At 54.6% G+C, this 16,939-nt stretch carries 20 protein-coding genes and 1 pseudogene; 20 read left to right on the forward strand and 1 reads right to left on the reverse strand.

Features of this window, described 5'->3' with window-relative positions:
* The 14 genes and pseudogenes from H6B31_RS12485 to H6B31_RS12550 all read left to right on the forward strand — a co-directional run.
* Nucleotides 1–1,368: recombinase family protein (locus H6B31_RS12485; RefSeq protein WP_243419040.1), on the forward strand; the 1,368-nt coding region annotated here is incomplete at its 5' end.
* Nucleotides 1,369–1,458: 90 nt separating this feature from the next.
* A pseudogene (locus tag H6B31_RS17825) lies at nt 1,459–1,548 on the forward strand (Maff2 family mobile element protein); the annotation flags it as partial.
* Nucleotides 1,549–1,559: 11 nt separating this feature from the next.
* Complete coding sequence (locus H6B31_RS12495; protein ID WP_204898830.1) at nt 1,560–2,426, forward strand: VirB6/TrbL-like conjugal transfer protein, CD1112 family; 867 nt, start codon at nt 1,560–1,562, stop codon at nt 2,424–2,426.
* 15 nt (nt 2,427–2,441) lie between these two features.
* Nucleotides 2,442–2,693, forward strand: coding sequence for a hypothetical protein (locus H6B31_RS12500; RefSeq protein ID WP_148317328.1), 252 nt, complete (start codon nt 2,442–2,444; stop codon nt 2,691–2,693).
* Entirely contained in the window at nt 2,683–3,477 is a 795-nt protein-coding gene (locus tag H6B31_RS12505; RefSeq protein WP_204898831.1) for a DNA-methyltransferase, read from the forward strand. The genes H6B31_RS12500 and H6B31_RS12505 overlap by 11 nt, the downstream gene beginning before the upstream one ends.
* Nucleotides 3,478–3,494: 17 nt before the next feature.
* Nucleotides 3,495–4,055, forward strand: coding sequence for an MT-A70 family methyltransferase (locus H6B31_RS12510; protein ID WP_204898832.1), 561 nt, complete (start codon nt 3,495–3,497; stop codon nt 4,053–4,055).
* Nucleotides 4,056–4,060: 5 nt separating this feature from the next.
* A complete protein-coding gene (locus H6B31_RS12515; protein ID WP_204898851.1) occupies nt 4,061–4,456 on the forward strand; it encodes a PrgI family mobile element protein in 396 nt (131 codons plus the stop codon).
* A complete protein-coding gene (locus H6B31_RS12520) occupies nt 4,404–6,773 on the forward strand; it encodes a VirB4-like conjugal transfer ATPase, CD1110 family (protein WP_430691904.1) in 2,370 nt (789 codons plus the stop codon). The genes H6B31_RS12515 and H6B31_RS12520 overlap by 53 nt, the downstream gene beginning before the upstream one ends.
* A complete protein-coding gene (locus H6B31_RS12525) occupies nt 6,754–8,505 on the forward strand; it encodes a C40 family peptidase (protein WP_204898834.1) in 1,752 nt (583 codons plus the stop codon). Before H6B31_RS12520 ends, H6B31_RS12525 begins: the two co-directional genes overlap by 20 nt.
* A 13-nt stretch (nt 8,506–8,518) precedes the next feature.
* The gene (locus H6B31_RS12530; RefSeq protein WP_087232213.1) at nt 8,519–8,770 is read left to right on the forward strand and encodes a DUF4315 family protein; all 252 of its coding nucleotides are present in this window, start codon (nt 8,519–8,521) and stop codon (nt 8,768–8,770) included.
* A gap of 2 nt (nt 8,771–8,772) precedes the next feature.
* The gene (locus H6B31_RS12535) at nt 8,773–9,558 is read left to right on the forward strand and encodes a DUF4366 domain-containing protein (RefSeq protein ID WP_204898835.1); all 786 of its coding nucleotides are present in this window, start codon (nt 8,773–8,775) and stop codon (nt 9,556–9,558) included.
* A 177-nt stretch (nt 9,559–9,735) separates the two neighbouring features.
* Complete coding sequence (locus H6B31_RS12540; protein ID WP_204898836.1) at nt 9,736–10,104, forward strand: cysteine-rich VLP domain-containing protein; 369 nt, start codon at nt 9,736–9,738, stop codon at nt 10,102–10,104.
* 120 nt (nt 10,105–10,224) lie between these two features.
* Nucleotides 10,225–10,389, forward strand: coding sequence for a hypothetical protein (locus H6B31_RS12545; RefSeq protein WP_204898837.1), 165 nt, complete (start codon nt 10,225–10,227; stop codon nt 10,387–10,389).
* Nucleotides 10,386–10,733, forward strand: coding sequence for a plasmid mobilization protein (locus H6B31_RS12550; RefSeq protein WP_204898838.1), 348 nt, complete (start codon nt 10,386–10,388; stop codon nt 10,731–10,733). Before H6B31_RS12545 ends, H6B31_RS12550 begins: the two co-directional genes overlap by 4 nt.
* A gap of 53 nt (nt 10,734–10,786) precedes the next feature.
* Here H6B31_RS12550 and H6B31_RS12555 read toward each other — a convergent pair whose 3' ends face one another.
* Nucleotides 10,787–11,536, reverse strand: a complete 750-nt coding sequence (locus H6B31_RS12555; protein WP_204898839.1) for an AlbA family DNA-binding domain-containing protein — start codon at nt 11,534–11,536, stop codon at nt 10,787–10,789.
* A gap of 261 nt (nt 11,537–11,797) precedes the next feature.
* Between H6B31_RS12555 and H6B31_RS12560 the strand changes: the two genes are divergently transcribed.
* From H6B31_RS12560 to H6B31_RS12585, 6 genes are all read left to right on the forward strand, one after another.
* Entirely contained in the window at nt 11,798–12,088 is a 291-nt protein-coding gene (locus H6B31_RS12560) for a CD1845 family protein (RefSeq protein WP_195560228.1), read from the forward strand.
* Nucleotides 12,089–12,235: 147 nt separating this feature from the next.
* Nucleotides 12,236–13,582, forward strand: coding sequence for a relaxase/mobilization nuclease domain-containing protein (locus tag H6B31_RS12565; RefSeq protein WP_204898840.1), 1,347 nt, complete (start codon nt 12,236–12,238; stop codon nt 13,580–13,582).
* Between the two features lie 258 nt (nt 13,583–13,840).
* Nucleotides 13,841–14,446 carry a TetR/AcrR family transcriptional regulator gene (locus H6B31_RS12570; protein ID WP_087384499.1) on the forward strand — a complete coding sequence of 202 codons (606 nt, stop codon included), beginning with the start codon at nt 13,841–13,843 and terminating at the stop codon, nt 14,444–14,446.
* A complete protein-coding gene (locus H6B31_RS12575) occupies nt 14,443–15,330 on the forward strand; it encodes an ABC transporter ATP-binding protein (protein WP_015574139.1) in 888 nt (295 codons plus the stop codon). Before H6B31_RS12570 ends, H6B31_RS12575 begins: the two co-directional genes overlap by 4 nt.
* Before the next feature lie 9 nt (nt 15,331–15,339).
* Complete coding sequence (locus H6B31_RS12580; RefSeq protein ID WP_015544018.1) at nt 15,340–16,131, forward strand: ABC transporter permease subunit; 792 nt, start codon at nt 15,340–15,342, stop codon at nt 16,129–16,131.
* Between the two features lie 12 nt (nt 16,132–16,143).
* Nucleotides 16,144–16,929: an ABC transporter permease subunit gene (locus tag H6B31_RS12585; protein ID WP_015574138.1), complete on the forward strand. Its 786-nt coding sequence runs from the start codon at nt 16,144–16,146 to the stop codon at nt 16,927–16,929.
* Nucleotides 16,930–16,939: the final 10 nt, after the last annotated feature.

The raw sequence follows: 16,939 nt of genomic DNA on the forward strand, positions 1-16,939 counted from the left end.
GTCAAGGACATGAGCCGGTTAGGGCGAAACTACTTGCAGGTAGGGTTTTACACGGAAATGCTGTTCCCTCAAAAGGGAGTGCGTTTTATCGCTGTCAACGACAATGTAGACAGCGCAAACGGCGGCATGGACAACGATTTTACCCCTCTGCGAAATCTGTTCAACGAATGGCTGGTGAGAGATACGAGCAAGAAAATCAAAGCAGTAAAACGAGCAAAAGGCATGAGTGGAAAGCCTGTTACCAGCAAGCCGGTATATGGCTACCTCATGGACGAGGACGAGAACTATCTCGTTGACGAGGAAACCGCGCCGGTTGTCCAGCAGATATACCAGCTTTGCCTTGCCGGGAATGGCCCGACCAAGATTGCCCGTATGCTTACGGAGCAGCAAATCCCGACGCCGGGGACGCTGGAATACCGCAGGACGGGCAGCACACGCCGCTACCACCCCGGCTATGAGTGCAAGTGGGCGACGAACACCGTCGTTCATATCCTCGAAAACCGGGAGTACACCGGCTGTCTGGTAAACTTCAAGACGGAGAAGCCCTCTTACAAGGTCAAGCACAGTGTAGCGAACCCCGTGGAGAAGCAGGCTGTTTTTGAGAACCACCATGAGCCTATCATAGACCGGGAAACATGGGAGCGCGTGCAGGAGTTACGCAAGCAGCGCAAACGCCCGAACCGCTATGATGAAGTGGGGCTGTTCTCCGGTATGCTGTTCTGCGCCGACTGCGGCCATGTGATGTACCAGCAGCGGTATCAGAACAAGAACCGCAAGCAGGACTGTTACATCTGCGGCAGCTACAAGAAGCGCACCCGCGACTGTACGGCGCACTTTATCCGCACCGACCTGTTGACCGCCGGTGTCCTCTCCAATCTCCGGCAAGTGACCGAGTATGCCGCCAAGCATGAGAGCCGCTTTGTGAAGCTGCTTATCCAGCAGAACGAGATCGGCGGCAAGAGAAAGACCGCAGCAGCCACCAAGCAGCTTGAACAGGCGCAGGAGCGCATTGCCGAAGTGAGCCGCATTATCAAGCGGCTGTATGAGGACAATGTGAACGGCAAAATCAGCGACGAGCGTTTCATGGAACTGTCGGCAGACTATGAGCAGGAGCAGCGGGAACTGAAAGACCGCGCCGCCGCTTTGCAGGCCGAACTGGACAAGTCGCAGGCCGCCACCGTCAACGCGGAAAAGTTTATGGGTATCGTCCGAAAGCACCTTGCCTTTGAGGAACTTACCCCCACCCTCTTGCGGGAAATGATTGAAAAAATCGTTGTGCATGAGTGCAGCTATGACGAGAACGGCACCCGCAGGCAGGACATTGAGATTTATTACAGCTTTGTCGGCAAGATTGATTTGCCGGAATAACCGCCCGACCTATCCGACACAATGGCCAAGTGCCGGATAGGAACGGCAAAATTTTTTACACTTCTATTACTTCTTTATCACACATTAGTAAAAAGCCAGGGTATGAAGCAGCTCATGGCGGGCGGCGGCATCATCCTGCTGGGCACCACCCTGATCCCTCTGCTGTCTGGCCTGTTTTAAGGTAAGGGCCTATGGATTTTCTCACCGACTGGCTCACGGACTGGCTCAAAGAGCTGTTGATTGGCGGGATCATGGGGAACCTGGAGGGGCTCTTTGATTACGTCAATACCCAAGTCGGAGAGATCGCGGTACAGGTGGGGACTACCCCGGCGGCGTGGAACGCCGGGGTATTTTCCCTCATCCGCCAGCTTTCCGAAACGGTGATCTTGCCGATTGCCGGGCTGGTGCTGACCTTTGTTGCCACCTATGAGCTCATTCAGATGCTTTTGGAAAAAAACAATATGCACGAGTTTGACGTGGCGAATATCTACAAATGGATATTCAAAACCGCTTGTGCCATCTTCATTCTCTCAAATACCTTTAACATTGTGATGGCCGTTTTTGACGTGTCGCAGACGGTGATCGCCCAGGCGGGCGGCCTGATCCAGGGCTCCACGGACATCACGCCGGATATGATGACAGAGCTTCAAACCACCCTGGAGGGGATGGACTTGGGGCCGCTTCTCAGCCTGTGGCTCCAGTCCTCTATTATTGGCGTTACCATGTGGGCGCTGGGCATCGTCATTTTCGTTCTGGTCTATGGGAGAATGCTGGAAATATATTTGCTCACCAGTTTGGCCCCGATCCCTATGGCAACCATCTCCCACCGGGAGGTGGGACAGATGGGGCAGAACTATCTGCGCTCCCTCTTTGCCGTGGGCTTCCAGGGGATGCTCATTCTGGTGTGCGTTGCAATCTATGCGGTGCTGATCCAGGGAATTGCCACGGGCGGAGATCCCATCGGGGCGATCTGGGGCACCGTGGGCTATACGGTTTTGCTCTGCTTCATGCTGTTCAAAACCGGGACAATAGCGCGCAGCATCTTTAGCGCGCACTAAAGAAAGGGGTGTTATATGCCGAGAAGATATGGGCCCGACGGGACGCGCCTGTGGTATGGGAAAGCGCCGGAGGACTTTAACAAGGCCGATGTTGCCCGCTTCATGGCGGAAACGGAGGCCGTTTTACAAAAGCGGGAATTGCTGGGCGGCAGGGATGACGCAAAGACGATTGCCCAGCAGTTAGCCGAGGGGCGGGCGCAGGCCGCCCGTGAGAACGCCGCCCGGCCCGCCCCGGCAAAGGGCAAGGAGGCCAGGAATGACCGATAAGGGCACCTCTGGACAAAGTGTCCAGAAGTCCCTAGAACTCACAGAGGGGCTGTTCCTCATGGATGGCATCGAGGGCCTGCGCTCCCTGCCCCGCCATTCCGTGGATATGCTCTTAACTGATCCGCCCTACGGCACAACCCGGAACTTTTGGGATGTGCCCCTGCCGCTCCCGGAGCTGTGGGAGGCGGTGAAATGGGCGGTTAAGCCGGACGGCGCGATCCTGTTTTTCGCGCAGTGTCCCTATGACAAGGTGCTGGGGGCATCCAACCTGTCCATGCTCCGCTATGAGTGGGTGTGGTACAAAAGCCGCTCTACTGGCTTTCTCAATGCCCGCCGCGCTCCGCTGAAAAAGACGGAGAACATCCTGGTGTTCTATCAGAAACTCCCCCTCTACAACCCGCAGTTTGAACAGGGCAAGCCCTACAAGCGGAGTCTGACCAACAACGGGGACAGCCCGAACTATGGAAAATTCGTCCGTACCACGGGCGGCTCGGAGGACGGCCTGCGCTTTCCGGGGAATGTGCTCACGTTCCCCACCGTCCAGCGCACCGTCCACCCCACGCAGAAGCCGGTGGCCCTGTGCGAGTATTTCATCAAGACCTATACCCGGCCCGGAGAGCTGGTGGCGGACATCTGCGCGGGCTCCGGCACAACGGCGGTTGCCGCCCTCAACACGGGCCGCCGCTTCATCTGTTTTGAAACCGTCCCCGCCTACTACGCCGCCGCCACAGAGCGCATCCGTCTGGCGCGGGCAGCGTTGGAGGCCGGGGAGAAAGGAGTGTAACTATCGGACAGTATTCTGTGATCTATGCCGATCCCCCCTGGCGCTACACGCAAAAGGGCTTACAGGGTGCGGCGGAGAAACATTACCCCACAATGGGGATTGACGAGATGTGCGCGCTCCCGGTGGCTGATCTGGCGGCCCCGGACAGCGTGCTTTTTTTGTGGGCTACGTTCCCCCAGCTCCCGGAGGCCCTGCGGCTGATCAAGGCATGGGGCTTTCAATATAAGTCTGTGGCTTTCGTCTGGCTGAAGAAAAACCGAAAGTCCGAGAGCTGGTTTTATGGCCTGGGCTTTTGGACGAGGGGCAACGCGGAGGTTTGCCTGCTGGCGACACGGGGACACCCGAAACGGCAGGCGGCAAACGTCCATCAATTCATTATTGCCCCGATCCAGGAGCACAGCCGAAAGCCGGACGAGGCCCGTGATAAGATCGTGGCCCTCATGGGCGACGTGCCCAGGGTGGAGCTGTTTGCCCGGCAGTCCCCGTCCGGCTGGGATGTGTGGGGGAACGAGGTGGAAAGCACCATCCCGGACTTCTGGACAAAGTGTCCAGAGGTGGCCGGGGACAGAAAGGAGTGATTGAAATTCCCTATGTAAACGTCCCCAATGACTTATCCAAAATCAAGACCAAACTTGCCTTTAATCTGACGAAACGCCAACTTGTGTGCTTTGGGATCGCGGCGGCGGTGGGCATCCCGTCCTACCTGCTGGCCCGGAGCACCATCGGCAACACGGGGGCCATGTTTCTGATGATGGGAGTGGCGCTCCCGGCGTTCCTGCTGGCGATGTACGAAAAAGACGGGCTCCCCTTTGAAAAGGTGGTGCGGAACGTCCTGCGGGCCCGTTTCCTGCGGCCTGGGGTGAGGCCTTACCAGACGGAAAATATCTATGCCCCGTTCACCCAGCGGGGCGCTGTGCGAAAGGAGGATGCGATTGCAAAAAGCAAAAAGCCCAAAGCGCGGCCCCGGAAAGGCCGCTAACCGGAAAGCTGCGTTGTCTGCCCAGCAGACGATCCCTTACCTGGTGATGCACCCGGACGGGGTGTGCCAGCTCCCCGGCGGGCTCTACACAAAGACGGTGGAATATGAGGACATCAACTATTCCGTTGCGTCCACGGAGGATCAGACGGCGATTTTTGGCGGGTGGAGCTCGTTCCTCAATTACTTCGACAGCTCCCTGCCGTTCCAGCTCTCCTTTATCAACCGCCGCTCCCGTTCCCGGAGCAAGTACAAGGTGAACATTCCCCCGGCCCAGGATGACTACGACAGCATCCGGGCGGAGTTTACGGGAATGTTAAAAAGCCAGATTGCCAAAAGCAACAACGGCATCGAGCGGTCAAAATATATCACCTTTGGCCTGCCCGCCGAGGGGATCGCGGAGGCCCGCCCCCGCCTGGAACGGGTGGAGGCCGACGTGACAGGCAACCTCAAACGGCTGGGCGTTCCCTCTGTCCCGATGGACGGGCAGGCGCGGCTGGCTCTGCTCCACGGCCAGATGCATCCGGGCAACCGGGAGCCGTTCCGCTTCTCCTGGCAGGACATCCCCAAAACCGGGCTTGGCACAAAGGACTATATCGCGCCGGACAGCTTCGACTTCCGGCAGGCCCGGACATTCCGCATCGGCCAATACTGGGGCGCGGCGTCCTACTTGCAGATTTTGGCGTCCGAGCTCTCTGACAAGCTCCTGGCGGAGATCCTGGAGCTGGATGCGGAAATGACCGTAACCATGCACATCCAGACGGTGGATCAGCTTAAAGCCATTAAGACCATCAAGGGAAAGCTCTCCGACATTGGCAAAATGAAGGTGGAGGAACAGCGCAAGGCGGTGCGGGCCGGGTACGATCCCGACATTCTGCCCCCTGACCTGATCACGTTCAGCAAGGACGCGGCGGAGCTCCTGGCCGATCTCCAGTCCCGCAACGAGCGGATGTTCCTGCTCACGTTCACGGTCATCAATATCGCCCCCACCCGGCAGCGGTTGGAAAACGATGTGTTCACGGTGGGCGGTATCGCGCAGAAATATAACTGTGCCTTGAAGCGGCTGGACTGGCAGCAGGAGCAGGCGTTTGTGTCCTCTCTGGCCCTGGGCTATAACGAGGTGGAAATCCAGCGGGGCATGACCACCAGCTCCACGGCGATTTTCGTTCCCTTTATGACCAGGGAGCTCCGCATGGCCGGGCCGTCCCTCTACTACGGCATGAACGCCCTTTCCCATAACGTCATCATGGCTGACCGCAAAAAACTGAAATCGGCCAACGGGCTCTATCTCGGCTCCACGGGCTCCGGCAAATCCTTTGCCGCAAAGCGTGAGATCATCAATGTGTTTCTCACTATTCCAAAGGATCGCATTATCATTGTCGATCCGATGGGCGAATATGCCCCGCTGGTGCGGCGGCTGGGCGGCCAGGTGGTGGAGATCGCTCCCGGCTCTCCCAGCCATATTAACCCTATGGACATTCAGCTTGACCTGGACGATGACGAAAGCCCGCTTTCCATGAAAGCGGATTTTTTGTTGTCCCTGTGTGAACTGGTGGTGGGCGGCAAGGACGGCTTGCAACCCATCGAAAAGACGGTGATTGACCGCTGTGTGCGGCTCATTTACCGGGATATGGCCCTGGGGATCGGGGACGGCAAGCCGCCCTTGCTCCAGGACTTGTACGAGGAACTTTTGAAGCAGCCGGAGCCGGAGGCCCGCCGTGTGGCAACCGCCCTGGAGCTCTACTGCACCGGCTCCCTTAACCTGTTCAACCACCAGACCAACGTAAAGCTCACGTCCCATATCGTGTGCATCGTTCTCAAAGGGCTGGGAGAAAACCTCCGCAAGATCGCCATGCACGTTACCAACGACTTTGTAACTTCGGCGGTCAATGTGAATTTTCACAGCGGCGTTTCTACCTGGTGCTATTTTGACGAGTTTCATATCCTGCTCCGGGACGCGCTGACCGCCAGCTACTTTGTGGCCGTGTGGAAGATGCTGAGAAAGAAAGGCTGTGTCCCCTCGGCCCTGACGCAGAACGTCAAAGACCTTTTGGCCAGCCGGGAGATTGAGGCCATTCTGGACAACACGGATTTTATGATCCTGCTGTCCCAGGCCCAAAGTGACCGGGCAATCCTGGCAAAGCAGCTCGGCATTTCGGAGCACCAGCTCTCCTACATCACCCACAGCAATTCCGGCGAGGGCCTGCTGTTCTATGGGGATGTGACGATCCCCTTTGTGGATCGGTTCCCCCGTGGAGAAATCTATAACCTGCTGACTACCCGTCCGGAGGATTTGAAGAATGAAGCGAAAACCGAATAAGCCCAAACAGGAGCCCAGGGAGCGCCCCGGCTCCTGGGAGGAGCCCGCCGATCCCGGCGGCGCTTCTTCCGGGGGTGCTGGGGGCGGCTCCCCTGGCGGTGCCGGGACAGAGGGTACTTCTGGACAAAGTGTCCACAAGTCAAAATTCCGGCAGAAAAGCAAACAGGAACAGGCCGCCGCTTCTAAGCTCCGCATGGAAAAGCGCGGGGAAAAGCTGGAGGCGGCCAAAGGCAAGCTGGCAAAACAGAAGCCCCCGAAAAAACCGGGCCCCATCCGGCGGGTGGGCCGCGCCGCTGGCGGAGCCGCCCACGGCTTTGTGCATGGGAAGATTTATGAGAACGAGCAGGAAAATGTGGGCATTGAGGGGGCTCACCGCTCCGAGCTGGTGGGCGAGGCCGCCCTGCGGCATGGCTCCCGGTTCGTGAAACGGAAAGTCCGGGAACACCCGGCAAAAGCCGTCCAGCGGGCCGAGTCCAAATATGTCAAGGCCACGGCGGACTATCATTTCCGCATGGCCGCCCAGGAACACCCGGAGATGTCCGGCAACCCCGTTTCCCGGATGTGGCGCAAGCACCGCTTGAAAAAGCAGTATCAGAAGCGGGCGCGGGAGGCGGTCAAGACCGGGGCGGCAGGCGCGGCGAAAAAGACAGCCGCCGCCACGGAAAAGGCCGGGGCAAAAGCGGTAGGCTTTGTGAAGCGGCATCCCGTGGGGGTGGTGCTGGCCCTGGCCTGTGTGCTCCTGCTCTTTATGATGCAGTCCTGTTCGTCCTCCCTGGTGACGCTTGGCAACGCCGGGGCTGGCGCAGTGGGCGCGACTACCTACCCATCCCAGGATGAGGAAATGCTGGCGGCGGAGGCGTCCTACTGCGGCATGGAGGCAGAGCTCCAGGACTACCTGGACAGCTACGAAAGCACCCACGACTATGACGAGTACCACTTCGACTTGGACAGCATTGAGCACGATCCCTATGTGCTGATCTCCATTCTGTCTGTGCTCCATGAGGGGGCATGGACGCTGGATCAGGTGCAGGGGACGCTGGAAACCCTCTTTGACCGCCAGTACATTCTCACCGAGGATGTGGTGGTTGAGGTGCGCTATCGGACGGAAAGCCGGACGGACAGCGAGGGCAATTCCTACACGGTAGAGGTGCCCTACAATTACTATATCTGTTATGTCACGCTGGAAAACCGCAACCTGTCCCATCTGCCCCTGGAAATGATGAACGAGGAGCAGATGTCCCGGTACTCCCTCTATATGTCCACCCTGGGGAACCGGCCTGACCTGTTCCCGGAGTCGGCCTATGTAGGAAAATACGTTACCAACCCGCCCGCCGGATATGACGTGCCGGGGGAATATCTGGACGATGAAACCTTTGCGGCCATGCTCACCGAGGCGGAGAAATACCTGGGCTATCCCTATGTGTGGGGAGGCTCCAGTCCGGCCACGTCCTTTGACTGTTCCGGCTTCGTGTCCTGGGTGATCAATCACAGCGGCTGGAATGTGGGCCGCCTGGGGGCCCAGGGGCTCTATAACATCTGTACCCCTACCAGCAATCCAAAGCCCGGCGATCTGGTGTTCTTTGTCGGCACCTATGACACGGCGGGCGTGTCCCACTGTGGTATCTATGTGGGGGACGGGATGATGATCCACTGTGGCGATCCCATACAATATGCAAATTTGAATACAAGTTACTGGCAATCTCATTTTTACGCCTACGGGCGTTTACCCTGACAAGGAGGTATCTATGGCGGTAAGCAAAAGCCAGAAAATCCAGGCCGAGATTGATAAGGTCAAGGCCAAAATCAGCGAACAGCAGGCCCGGCTCAAGGAGCTGGAGAAGAACAAGCAGGAGGCCGAAAACAGCGAGATCGTGGACATCGTGCGGGGCATGAGCATTTCCCTGGAGGAACTCCCCCTGGTGCTCCAGCGGCTCCGGGACGGCACTTCTGGACAAAGTGTCCAGAAGTCCGAGGACGGCGGAAAGGAGGAAAATTGAAGATGAAACGCTTTCGGGTGATGGCGGCGGCGCTGTGTGCCGCCGTTCTTTTATGCGGATTTAGCGTCCCGGCCTATGCCTATGCGGACGGCGGCGAGGGCGCGGACTATGGCGATCCCACCATGACCGAGGAAACCCAGGCCCCGGAGCCGGAGCCCACCATTGAACCGGGCGAGGGCTTCTCGGAGGAGGGAAACCTTGTAACCCGCGATCTGCTCTATGACGAGCACACCAACAAGCAGTTTATTACGGTGCAGACCAGCGGCGGCAACACGTTCTATATCGTCATTGACTATGACAAGCCCGTGGACGAAGAGGGCGAACAGTACGAAACCTACTTTTTCAGCGTTGTGGATGAGGCCGATCTGCTGGCTGCGGCGGAGGCCGCTGGCGTGGAACAGGCGGTGTGCTCCTGCTCTGAAAAATGCGAGGCGGGGGCCGTCAATACGGATTGTGCCGTCTGCTCTGTCAATATGAGCAAGTGCGTGGGCGTTGAGCCGGAGCCGGAGCCCACGGAAACCGAGAAACCCGCCCCGGAGGAGGCCGAGCCGGAAACGGGCGGCAACATGGGGATGCTCCTGGCGGTGCTGGCCGTGGCCTTAGTGGGCGGCGGCGCGGCGTTCTATTTCAAGGTGCTGCGCCCAAAGCATCAGAAAGCCGCCGAGCCCCAGGAGGACTACGGCGGGGAGCTGGATGACTATGACGGGCCGGACGGCTACGGGGACGAGGACGAGGACGGCCCGCCCTGGGACGAGGAGGATGATGACGGAGAGGAGGCTGACAAATGAGGTTTACTGACAGCCCCTTTGAAAAAATGATGAAGCAAAAACCCCGGCCCCAGGCTCCGGCCCCGGCGAAACCGCCCAGGGGCTCCCGGTGCTCCGGGTGCCCCTACTGGCGGGGCATCGGCTGTGTGTCCTGCTACCGGGAGCTTTTGAAAGCCCCGGCTGGCGGGAGGTGACAGTTTGACCCGTGAACTGACACGCGAGGAAAAAAAGAAAATCCGCGCCCTGGTGGTAAAGTGGTGCGCCAACTATGACAAGGAATACGGGTGCCTGCCTCTGGAGTGTGAGTGCTATATGTTCGGGAAGTGCTGGACAGGCGCATACTGCCGCTATTTCCGGGAGGCCGTCCTGCCCCTTGATCCGGCGCTGGAGGCGGCCCTCTTGACCGAGGGGCCCAGGCCGGATTTCAAGATTTGCCCGGTCTGCGGCGGGCCCGTTCCCCCGGATCGGCGGCAGGCTTACTGTTCGGCGGTCTGTGCAAAGAAAGCCCACCGCCGCCAACAGCGGGACTATATGCGGAAAAAGCGGGGCTGGGGCGTTGACAATTAGGCCCCGGAAAATCCCCGGATTACAAGGCGTTCCGAGGCCATTTTCGGGGCAGGTCGTATCCAACTACGGCTTGCCCCCGGTTGGCCCGGATGCTGTCAACATCAAGAGGAGGTGCTGATTATGGAGAAAACGCAAAAACAGGATTTTGCCAACCAGGAGGCCCTACGGCTCTCCGGGGTATTCAATACGCCGATCCCCGCCCAGCCCCCGGAACGGGAAAAGGCGCTGGACAAGGTAAAGGAGCCACCCCGCGTCTGCCGGAGTCTGGAACGGGAGGAGCGGTGACAAAGAAACGCCGCCGCCCCATCCATCTCCATGTGATGGTGTCCGAGGAGGAGCAGGCGCTGATCCGGGAACGTATGGCCGAGGCGGGCATCCGCAACATGGGGGCCTATATGCGGAAAATGGCCCTCAATGGGTATGTGCTCCACGTTGACCTGTCACCCGTCCAGGAGCTGGTGTCGCTCCAGCGGCGGTGCTCCAACAATCTAAACCAGGTGGCAATCCAGGCGAATACCTACGGCGGCATTTACCCGGAGGAGATCACGGCTCTGCAACGGGACTATGAAAAGCTGTGGAGGCCCCTTTCTGAACTGATCAAAAAACTATCAGCCATCGTTCAATTGTAATAAAATAGAGGGCGCGATTAATTTCGCGTCCTCTATCTTATTGTGTCAGATGCTTAATAAAGACCTAGATCCATTTCAATTATTTTCTTCTTTCTTTCCACTAGTTCATCTATGTAAGTATAAAATTCAGATGAATTTTGATTGTTTACACTAAAAGATAATTTTTTCAGCATAGCTATTGCTGATGTCGCTGATGCCCATGTTGGTTGTTTATAGCGATATAGGATTTGGAGTTGTCGAATATGATCCTCAAATTCCAACTTAGACTTATAACCAGTAGCAAGTCTCTTGTTGATTAACCTTTCAATATCGTCTTTATCTGCAACGGTGCATTCTGTCCCTCGTCTCACGTAAATAGTTGCTTTTTTCAATCCTTCAGTTTCATTTTTAGAGATATATGGTAGATACTGAGGGCAATTTTCAACAATTAATATTTGAAACTTTTTCCCTTGTAGTTTGTCGTATTCACTTCGATCAAAGCTAAAGTTCTCAACTTGATATTTTAAGTTGGAAGGAATGAACTTTTCTATACTATTTTGAACTTCCGCTGGATCACATATTTCTTGAAGTCCACAAGGGTCGAACTGATTATCTTCTTTCTCCTTAACACCGAAAACAATGATTCCGCCCCCACTATTTGCCATTGCTAAAAGTTCCTTTGCTAACACCCCTTTTTTTATCCACGTTTCTTTGAAATCAAGGTTGTCAGATTCGTAATCGATAATTTCAAGTAAGTCCGCAAAGCTTCCTCGATTTATATTTTGTAAAAATTCATATACAGCATCTTTTTTGTTCATCTCCATCACTCCATCTACGTTTATTATGCTTTAATAATAATCTAATACTGAAACTTCTTCAAGTCAATGGGCCGCTCTTGCTAAAAGGGAAATTAAACTTTCTGCTGTCTACTCCTTGGAGAACTGTCTGCTACCCCACGGCTATCTCGACTTCTGGACATTTTGTCCAGAGGTGGGGATAGCCGAGGCATCCTTGTTGGCCCCCTCTTACGGAGTTATAATATACATATAGAGGCAAATATCAAACTTTTGTAGGAGGTATGAACCATGCGGACGATCTTAAAAATTATCGTGGCTCCTTTTATTCTGGCCTTGATCCTCGCCGTGGCGGTGCTCTCGTTCCTGTCCTGCGTGGCGGGCGCTGTGTGCGTTGTGGCGTGTGTGGGCCTGTCCCTGCTGGCGATCCTTTGCCTGCTGGCCGGGCAGACCACAGGCTGCATCGCCATGTTCGTGCTGGCGTTCCTGGTTTCTCCCTTTGGGCTCCCGGCCCTGGGCGGCTGGCTGGTGGAGCGCCTTTATGGTGTGAAGTATGCGGCGATGGATTTTATGGCAAGCTGATACTTCTGGACACTTTGTCCAGAAGTTCCGGGCGGCGGGTGGAACAGACCGCCGCCCGTTTTTTCTGCTGGGAAAGGAGGTGCGGCTATCGCTACAACCTACATCCGGCCCTACAAGGTAGCGGCTGGGAAAACGGCCATCCAGACGATGGAGGAGCGGTTTGCCTATGGGCTCAATCCGAAAAAGCTGGGGGCCGTGTCTGCCTATCTCTGTGATCCTGCATCCGCCCCCGCCGAGTTTCTGCTGCTGAAAAGCCAGTACCAGGCGGAAACGGGCCGGGCCGTGGAGCGCGGGGCCCTGTTCTTTCAGATCCGGCAGGCGTTCCCGCCCGGCGAGGTCACGCCGGAGGAGGCAAACAAAATCGGCTATGAAACAGCCATGCGCTGGACAAAGGGCAAGTACCAGTTCTTTGTCTGTACCCACATTGACAAAGGGCACATTCACAATCACATTTATTACAACTCCACCGCCCAGGACTGTTCCCGGAAATTCCATAACTTCATCGGCTCCAGCTTTGCGGTGCGGAGGCTCTCTGACCGGGTGTGCATTGAGCACGAGCTGTCTGTCATTCAAAATCCGAAGCAGCACAGCAAAGGTCGCTTTCTCCACTATGGACAATGGATCGGGGAAAAGCCGCCCTCGGCCCAGCAGCGGGTGCGGCTGGGGATCGTGGCGGCCCTGGAGCAAAAGCCCGCCGACTTTCTAGCGTTCCTACGGCATATGGAGGAGTCCGGCTTTCAAGTGAAGCATGGGCGGGGCGGCGCGATCTCATTCCTGGCCCCTGGGCAGGATAAGTACACCCGCCTGCGGGCTTCTACCCTGGGCCCCGGTTTTGATCCCGATGACATCCGGGCGGCGATTGCCGGGGAGCGGCCCATCCCGGAGCTTCCCCAGGACAGCCCGGCCCCGGCCCGGCGCGTCAATCTGATCATCGACATTCAAGAACGCATGGCCCAGGGCAAGGGCCCGGCCTATGAGCGGTGGGCCAAAGTCTATAACATAAAGCAGATGGCCGCCGCGCTCCTGTATCTCCGGGAGCATGGGCTTGCCGATTACGAGGCTCTTGCGGCAAGCACCGAGGCGGCGGTGGATCGGGCTCACAAGCTGGCCGAGGAGCTGCGGGACACGGAGGCCGCCCTTTCCAAAACCTCCGAGCTCATGGGCGCGGTGGTGCAGTATGCAAAGACGCGGCCTGTGTTTGACGGCTACAAGGCGGCCCGGTATAGCAGAAAATATCTGGCCCAGCACGAGGTGGAGCTGGCAGACTACCGGGCGGCAAAGACGGCCATGAGTGAGCTTTTGGGCGGGGCAAAGCTCCCCAAAATGGACACGCTGAAAAAGCAGCGCCGGGAGCTCTCCGAAAAGAAAAAGGCCCTCTATGCGGAATACCGCAAAGCGCAGTCGGATATGCGGCAGGCTGTGGCGGTCAAGGCGAATATCGATCATCTGCTCGGCCACACGGACGAGCAAAAAAATAAGGCCCAGGAGCGTTAGCTCCGGGCCGCCGACAACAGGCGCTTGCGCCGGGACTTCTGGACACTTTGTCCAGAAGTTCAGCGGGTTTGGGGAGCTCCCCAACAAGCATTTTCACGGGCCTGCGGCCTGTGAAAAATTCGGAGTGTGGCCACACCCGAATTGCTTGCCATTTGTGCGCTCCTCTCAAAATAGCGCAAAACGTCTTGACCGATTCGGTTATTTATGTTACACTGTATACAAATAACCGATTCGGTTATTTGAAGGAGCAGAATAGTAATGGAAAAATTATTAGCGCTTTCACAGGAGAAACAGGCAACAATCCGTAATGCGGCGCTTGCCTGTTTCGCAAGACATGGATATGAAAAAACGTCAATCAATGATATTGCGGTAGCGGCAGGTATCTCAAAGGCGTCTATATTCCAGTATTTTGGAAATAAGCAGACACTTTACCAGTATTTATTTGATTACTGCGCTGCCCAAATGAAGCAAGCCTATAACACGAGTGCATTGGAGGAAACTACGGATTTCTTTGACCGTGTATGGGAAGCCAGCGTTATGAAAGTGGAAATCTTAAAAAAGCACCCGCATATTGCGTCGTTTATTGCAAGTGTGGCAGTGGAACCAACGCCTGAATTGAAAAGTGCCATATTTTCAGAAGCAAATGAAAAATATATCGCATCGCTTGTTCTGCATGAGCGGGATTATAAAAAATTCAGACACCCGGAGGATGCAGAATTAGTGTTTCAGATGCTTATGATGCTTGCAAAGGGTATGTCCGTTCAGTTGGAAAGTGGAGTGGATTATGACAGCATGATGAAAGAGTTTCGAAACATCCTAGATATGTTGAAACACAACTTTTACAAGGAGGAATATTTGCCATGAGCAAGCCGGTAATTGTCCTAAACGAACTTACAAAAAGCTATGGAAAACATCGAGGAATTGAAAACATTAGCTTTACTGTTGAACAAGGCGAGGTTTTCGGCTTTATTGGCCCCAATGGAGCAGGAAAATCTACCACAATCCGTACTCTAATGGGCCTGCTGAAACCCTCCAACGGAGGAGCCTCTATCTTTGGGTTAGATTGTAGTCGGGAGCCCGCCCGTATCGCAAAGGATGTGGGGTATCTTCCCAGCGAAAACTGTTACTACAACAATATGAAAGTAAAAGAAATGCTTTTCTACACAGCAGAACTCTATGGTGTGAATGCCCACAGCCGGATGGAAGAATTAGCGGAGCGGTTGAATTTAGACTTATCCAGGCGAATTGGCGATTTGTCTTTAGGGAACAAGAAAAAAGTTGGCATTGTGTCGGCTCTGTTACCCTCTCCGAAGTTGCTGATTATGGACGAGCCTACCAGTGGCCTTGACCCGCTCATCCAGCAGGCTTTCTATGATATTCTGAAAGAAGAAAACAAACGAGGTGTGACCATTTTTCTGTCCTCCCACGTTTTGAGTGAGGTGCAAAGACTTTGTGACCGTGTAGCCATTCTGCGGGAGGGGAAGCTGATCAGTGTTCAATCCATGAAGGAACTGCGGGAAAACGGATACAAGAAAATCTCGCTGACAGCAAAAAGCGCCATTCCAGAGGATTTCTTTTCTGTTCCCGGTACGGCTAATTTAGAGTGGGACAAGAGCAAGACTTCTGTATCCTTTATGTTCAGCGGACCAGTTATGATGATTATGAACCAGCTTCATCGGCTGGAGCTGGAGGATATTTTAATTGAGGAACCGTCATTGGAAGAAGTATTCCTCCACTACTACGAATAGGAGGTCGTTATGTTGATTTTTCGATTTGAATGGAAACGAAAACGAAAATATATTCTGATTTGGGCCGCAACTCTTGCGGTCTGTATCTTCTCCATGACGCCAGTGTATTATGGCATGATTGAAACGGTGGAAACTTTGCCTGTGGAATTTACACAGGGAGGCTTTTTTGAAACGGTTGGTATTTCTCTGGAGCTATTGATGGAGCCACTTGGTATGTACTCGTTCCTCACAGGCTTTTTTATGGTTGCAGGGGGGATTTTCGGGATGCACTTGGGGCTGTCGTTACATACAGAAGAGTGTACGGGAAATACGGCTGAATACTTATACACAAAGCCTTGTGGACGGAAACAGATTTATATGGGAAAGCTGCTATGTGCGCTTGCCGGAATATGTGTAACAGGGATTTTTTATCTGGCGACTTCATTTCTAACGATGACTCTGTTCCGTTTCGGATTTCCCATCGGGGAATTTTTCTTGGTGGCAGGTTCGTTTATTCTCATCTCCCTCTTTTTTGCACTATTGGGACTGATGGTTGGAATATTTCACCCCAATAATCGTTCCCCACTTCTGACAGCCGGATTGGTTGTGTTTGTGGAATATTGTATCACTTCTTTTTCGAGGACTGTCAATATCCGGGCAATCGGCTTTTTATCGCCGTTTTCTTTTTTCAGTCCAGCGGAAATCCACAATGCTGGAACTTATTCATGGGACTATATGCTCTGGTATCTGCTCCTGCTGTTTGGGTTTGCGCTGCTGGCATACTGGAAAATCTTGAAGCGGGATATTGCGTTGGCTGTGTAAAGGAGGAAACGAATGAAGGCGTTAGTGAAAAACGAGCTGCGCTTAACAAGAAAACTACTGCTGATCTGGATGGGAATTGTCTTGATTTTGTGTGGCTTCGCTTACTTTGAGTATTTGTCACTAAAGGAAAGCCTCAATGAGCTGACAGGGCTAATATCGAATTTTCCGAAAATTCTGAAAGCTATGTTTGGTGTGAGCGGTGATCTGACTTCTGCTTTGGGCTGGTATGGCTGTATGTATTATTGGGTCACGATGCTAACCAACAGCTATGCGGTCTATCTCGGTGTTTCGTGTGTAGCGAAAGAACAGGCGCAGGGAACGGCAGAATATCTATTTACAAAACCAGTGGGTCGCAACAAGGTTGTCTGTGCCAAAGCAGTTGCCTGTGTATGTAATTTGCTTGCACTTGCGGTATTCAGCGGGTTATGTAATTATTTTACCGCCATTTTACCGCTAGGCGGTTTAGAGCAAAGAAACGCTGCTTTTACCACCACATTGGGCCTGTTTTTGACAGGGTTGACTTTGTTTGCAATCACGCTTCTGGCCTCCAGCCTGACGAGAACCTATAAAGGGGCTGTTCGGATAGGCGCGGGAATATTATTGCTCTTTTATGGCATCAGCATCACCGCCGAATATCTTGAAGCTCCAATGCTGTACTGCTTAACGCCATTAAAATTCTTCGATGTTTACACAGTGGCAATAAGTGGAATACAGTTTTCGTTCTTCCTATTGGCTATGATAATTGCGATTGGTTCTGTTATCACAGCTCAAAAAGTTTGGACGCTCAGGGAAATTTGAAATGAACGAT

It is taken from the genome of Pseudoflavonifractor capillosus (genome assembly GCF_016899775.1).
Taxonomy (GTDB): Bacteria; Bacillota; Clostridia; order Oscillospirales; family Oscillospiraceae; genus Lawsonibacter.

Bases quoted from the DNA above. Each gene is read 5' to 3' on its own strand.
- H6B31_RS12570 (WP_087384499.1), top strand. From the start codon at position 13,841: ATGGAAAAATTATTAGCGCTTTCACAGGAGAAACAGGCAACAATCCGT.
- H6B31_RS12555 (WP_204898839.1), bottom strand. From the start codon at position 11,536: ATGGAGATGAACAAAAAAGATGCTGTATATGAATTTTTACAAAATATA.
- H6B31_RS12585 (WP_015574138.1), top strand. From the start codon at position 16,144: ATGAAGGCGTTAGTGAAAAACGAGCTGCGCTTAACAAGAAAACTACTG.
- H6B31_RS12535 (WP_204898835.1), top strand. From the start codon at position 8,773: ATGAAACGCTTTCGGGTGATGGCGGCGGCGCTGTGTGCCGCCGTTCTT.
- H6B31_RS12560 (WP_195560228.1), top strand. From the start codon at position 11,798: ATGCGGACGATCTTAAAAATTATCGTGGCTCCTTTTATTCTGGCCTTG.
- H6B31_RS12530 (WP_087232213.1), top strand. From the start codon at position 8,519: ATGGCGGTAAGCAAAAGCCAGAAAATCCAGGCCGAGATTGATAAGGTC.
- H6B31_RS12575 (WP_015574139.1), top strand. From the start codon at position 14,443: ATGAGCAAGCCGGTAATTGTCCTAAACGAACTTACAAAAAGCTATGGA.
- H6B31_RS12525 (WP_204898834.1), top strand. From the start codon at position 6,754: ATGAAGCGAAAACCGAATAAGCCCAAACAGGAGCCCAGGGAGCGCCCC.
- H6B31_RS12500 (WP_148317328.1), top strand. From the start codon at position 2,442: ATGCCGAGAAGATATGGGCCCGACGGGACGCGCCTGTGGTATGGGAAA.
- H6B31_RS12505 (WP_204898831.1), top strand. From the start codon at position 2,683: ATGACCGATAAGGGCACCTCTGGACAAAGTGTCCAGAAGTCCCTAGAA.
- H6B31_RS12565 (WP_204898840.1), top strand. From the start codon at position 12,236: ATGGAGGAGCGGTTTGCCTATGGGCTCAATCCGAAAAAGCTGGGGGCC.
- H6B31_RS12580 (WP_015544018.1), top strand. From the start codon at position 15,340: ATGTTGATTTTTCGATTTGAATGGAAACGAAAACGAAAATATATTCTG.
- H6B31_RS12545 (WP_204898837.1), top strand. From the start codon at position 10,225: ATGGAGAAAACGCAAAAACAGGATTTTGCCAACCAGGAGGCCCTACGG.
- H6B31_RS12495 (WP_204898830.1), top strand. From the start codon at position 1,560: ATGGATTTTCTCACCGACTGGCTCACGGACTGGCTCAAAGAGCTGTTG.
- H6B31_RS12520 (WP_430691904.1), top strand. From the start codon at position 4,404: ATGCGATTGCAAAAAGCAAAAAGCCCAAAGCGCGGCCCCGGAAAGGCC.